The sequence below is a fragment of the Pseudomonas brassicae genome (assembly GCF_010671725.1).
Lineage (GTDB): Bacteria > Pseudomonadota > Gammaproteobacteria > Pseudomonadales > Pseudomonadaceae > Aquipseudomonas > Aquipseudomonas brassicae.
The window spans coordinates 1-3,826 of record NZ_JAAHBU010000564.1 but is presented as its reverse complement, the minus strand read 5'-3'; the positions used below and the strand labels follow the sequence as shown (position 1 = coordinate 3,826).

The window sequence follows — 3,826 nt, the reverse complement described above, 5'->3', positions numbered from 1 at the left end:
AAAAAATCTGACAGTCCCCTTTTACGGTTTCACCGCAACCACCAGCTTGCCCACCGCCTTGCGCTGCGCCAATTGCTCGATCGCCACGCCGGCCTCGGCCAGCGCATAGGTCTGCGACACCAGCGGCTTGAGCCGACCCTCGGCATGCCAGGCAAACAACTGCTCGAAGTTCGCCGCATTGTCCGCCGGCTGGCGCTGCGCGAACGCGCCCCAGAACACCCCCACCACCGCCGCGCCCTTGAGCAGCGTAAGGTTCACCGCCAATTGCGGGATCTGCCCGCTGGCAAACCCCACCACCAGCAGCCGCCCGTTCCACGCCAGCCCACGCACCGCCTGATCAAACAACTCGCCACCGACCGGGTCGAAGATCACGTCCGCGCCATTGCCACCGGTCAAGCGCTTGATCTCCTCCTTCAAGCTGCAGTCGCTGTAGTTGATCAGTTCATCGGCACCCGCCGCCTTGGCCACCGCCAGCTTGTCGGCACTGCTGCCGCCGCGATCACCCGCGCGCCCAGCGCCTTGCCGATCTCGACCGCGGCCAACCCGACCCCGCCCGAAGCACCCAGCACCAGCAACGTCTCCCCAGCCTGCAGTTGCCCACGCTGCCTGAGCGCGTGCATCGAAGTGCCGTAGGTCATGCCGAACGCGGCCGCCGTGACGAAATCCATGTGCGCAGGGATCGGCAACACGTTGTACGCCGGCACCGCCACCTGCTCGGCAAAGCTGCCCCAGCCGGTCAGCGCCATGACCCGGTCGCCCACCTGCAATGCGCCGGCCTTTTCGCCCACCTCCAACACCACCCCGGCGGCCTCGCCACCGGGGCGAGAAGGGCAGCGGCGGCTGGAACTGGTACTTGCCCTCGATGATCAGGGTGTCGGGGAAGTTCACCCCCGCGGCGTGCACCTGCAACAGCACTTCATTGCGTTTTGGCACGGGGCTGGCGACCTCCTCCAGGACCAGGTCGCGGGCAGGACCATGGGCATTGCACAACACGGCTTTCATCAGGGCTATTCCTTTGCAGGTGGTGGCCGATAAGTGTAGGTGGGCAGGGTGTCGGGTCAACGAGCATGCCCCGGCCTGATAAGTCGGCATAAGCCCGGGCTTGGGTTTGGCGAAGGCGCTGGGTATGCTGGCGCCAACTGTTTGAGGAGCGAATTCGTGAAAGCGTGGATCTTGATGGTACTGGCCCTGATGCTGCCAGCGGCGCCATGGCCGAAGAAGCCAAGGAAGGGGAAGGCGGACCGAAGGTTTCCTATATCTCCCTGAGCCCGCCCTTCGTCGGCAACTATGCCCTCGACGGCGGCCCGAAACTGCGGGTGTACAAGGCCGATGTGGCCCTGCGGGTCAACAGCGACGAAGCGGCCAAGGTGGTGCGCCACCACGAACCGCTGATCCGCAATCAGTTGGTGGCGTTGTTCACCCAGCAGAACCTGGAAGCGATGAGCAACGTCGAAGCCAAGGAAAAACTGCGCCAGGAGGCCCTCAAGCAGGTACAGCAGGTGCTCGAAAGCGAAGAAGGCAAGCCGACCGTGGACGACCTGCTGTTCAACAACCTGATCGTGCAGTAATCACGCGGCCAGGCTGCGGCGAAAGCGGGCCAGGGCGATCGCAAAGAACGCCAGGCCAATCGCCGCCAGCGCCAGCAGCTCGGGCCACACCACCGTGGCCCCGGCGTCGCGGAACAGAATCGCCGCGCTCAGGCTGACGAAGTGGGTCGACGGCGACAGCTGCATCACCCACTGCAGCCACTGCGGCATGCTGTCCAGCGGCGTGCTGCCGCCCGACAGCAACAGCATCGGGATGATCACCGGGATCGCCAGCAGGCCGAACTGCGGGGTAGAGCGCGCCAGCGTCGCCAGGAAGATGCCCAGTGCCGTACTGGCGAACAGGTACAGCGCGGTCACCGCCAGGAACAACCCCATCGAGCCTGTCAGCGGTACGCCCAGCGCGCCCTTGACCACCACCTCCAGCGACACCCAGGTGCACAGCACCACCACCAGCGCGTTGCTGCCGATCTTGGCCAGCATGATCTCCAGCGCCGTCAGCGGCAGCACCAGCAGGTGGTCGAGGGTGCCGTGCTCGCGCTCGCGCAGCAGCGCCGTGCCGGTCAGCACGATGGCCAGGATGGTGATGTTGTTGACGATCTGGATCACCGCCAGGAACCAGCCCCCCTCCAGGTTGGGGTTGAACAGCGCGCGCGGGCTCAGCACCGCCGGGCTGTGTGCGGCCGCGGTCTGGCGGGCGTAGTCGAGCAGTTCGCGCTCGAAGATACGGCCGATGTAGCCCGCCCCCATGAAGGCCTGGCTCATGGCGGTGGCGTCGACGTTGACCTGCAATTCAGGGGTGCGCCCGGCCAGCAGGTCGGCCTGGAAGTTCGCCGGGATGTTGATCACGAACGTATAGCGGCCGCTGTCCATGGCCTGGTCGAGCTGCGTGTAGGGCAGCGTCACCGCCGGCTGGAACTCCGGTGGCTGCAGGGCTTCACCCAGCTTGCGCGACAACAGGCTGTGGTCTTCGTCGACGATGGCCACGCTGGCGTTGTGCACGCCGATCACCGAGCCGGCCGCCGGCATGTAGATCGCCACGCTGAAGGCATACAGCAGGAACAGCAGCAGTACGCTGTCGTAGCGCAGGCTGGTCAGCTCCTTGAGCCCCAGGCGGTAGATATGTGCCAGGCGCTGCATCAGGCCTCCTGCTTTTTCAGCATCAACAGGCTCAGCCCGGTGAAGCCGGCGAAGAACCCCAGCAGCGCCAGGCACTGCGGCCACAGCTCGCGCAGGTCCAGGGCCTTGGTAAAGGTGCCGACGGCAATGTCGAGGAAGTAGCCGGCCGGGAACAGCTGGCCCATCAGCGCGGCGGCGCCATCCAGCGAAGAGCGCGGCACGATCAGCCCGGAGAACTGGATGGTCGGCAGGCTGGTGATGATCATGGTACCCAGGATGGCCGCGATCTGCGTGCGGGTGAAGGCCGAGATGAGCAGGCCCAGGCTGGTGGTGGCCAGCAGGTAGAGCACGCCGCCGCAGGCCAGCGCCAGCGCGCTGCCCTTGAACGGCACCCCGAACAGCCAGCGGTTCATCGCCACCAGCAACGCCAGGTTGACCAGGCTCACGGCCAGGTACGGCGCCTGTTTGCCGAGCAGGAATTCCAGGCGGGTGAGGGGCGTGGCGTAGAAGTTGGTGATCGAGCCCAGCTCTTTTTCGCGCACGATGCCCAGGGCGGTGAGCATCGCCGGGATGAACGCCAGGATCAGCGCCATCACCCCGGGGCCGATGGCGTTCACGCTGACCACATCCTGGTTGTAGCGAAAGCGGGTTTCCAGCTTGACCGGCGCGTGTGCCTGGGCGGGCCGGCTGCCGAGCGCGGCCAGTTGTTCGAGGTTGGCCTGGTGCACGGCTTCGACGTAGTTGCGGCTGGTCTCGGCGCGAAACGGCATGCCCCCGTCGAGCCAGGCCGCCACCACCGGCTGCGCCCGGCGAGCAGGTCGCGGCCGAAGCCTGGCGGTATCTCCAGCGCCAGTTTGATCTCGGAGCGTTGCAGGCGCTTGTGCAGTTGCGCGGCATCGTGGATCGGCGCCCGTTCGGCGAAGTAGCGCGAGCCGCGGAAGGCCTCCAGGTATTGCCGGCTCTGCGGGCTCTGGTCCTGGTCGTAGACGGCGAAGGCGAGGTTTTCCACGTCCAGCGAGATGCCATAGCCGAAGATCACCATCATGAACACTGCGCCCAGTAGGGCGAAGCCCAGGCGTACCTTGTCACGCAGCAGTTCCTTGCCTTCGCGGGTGGCCACGGCCAGCAGGCGCACCAGGCTGAAGCCGCTGCGCGGGTGCAGG

At 66.2% G+C, this 3,826-nt stretch carries 1 protein-coding gene and 3 pseudogenes; 1 reads left to right on the top strand and 3 read right to left on the bottom strand.

Features of this window, described 5'->3' with window-relative positions; genetic code table 11:
* Positions 1-21: 21 nt before the first annotated feature.
* Positions 22-1,002 (bottom strand): annotated as a pseudogene (locus tag G3436_RS26065) (NADPH:quinone oxidoreductase family protein).
* 156 nt (positions 1,003-1,158) lie between these two features.
* On the opposite strand from G3436_RS26065, the pseudogene G3436_RS26060 reads away from it, so the two are divergent.
* Positions 1,159-1,568 (top strand): annotated as a pseudogene (locus G3436_RS26060) (flagellar basal body-associated protein FliL).
* Here G3436_RS26060 and G3436_RS26055 read toward each other — a convergent pair.
* Both G3436_RS26055 and G3436_RS26050 read right to left on the bottom strand, forming a co-directional pair.
* Positions 1,569-2,684 (bottom strand): ABC transporter permease, encoded by a 1,116-nt coding sequence (locus G3436_RS26055; protein WP_163951145.1) that lies wholly within the window; start codon positions 2,682-2,684, stop codon positions 1,569-1,571.
* Positions 2,684-3,826 (bottom strand): annotated as a pseudogene (locus G3436_RS26050) (ABC transporter permease); the annotation flags it as partial. The gene G3436_RS26055 and the pseudogene G3436_RS26050, both read right to left, overlap by 1 nt.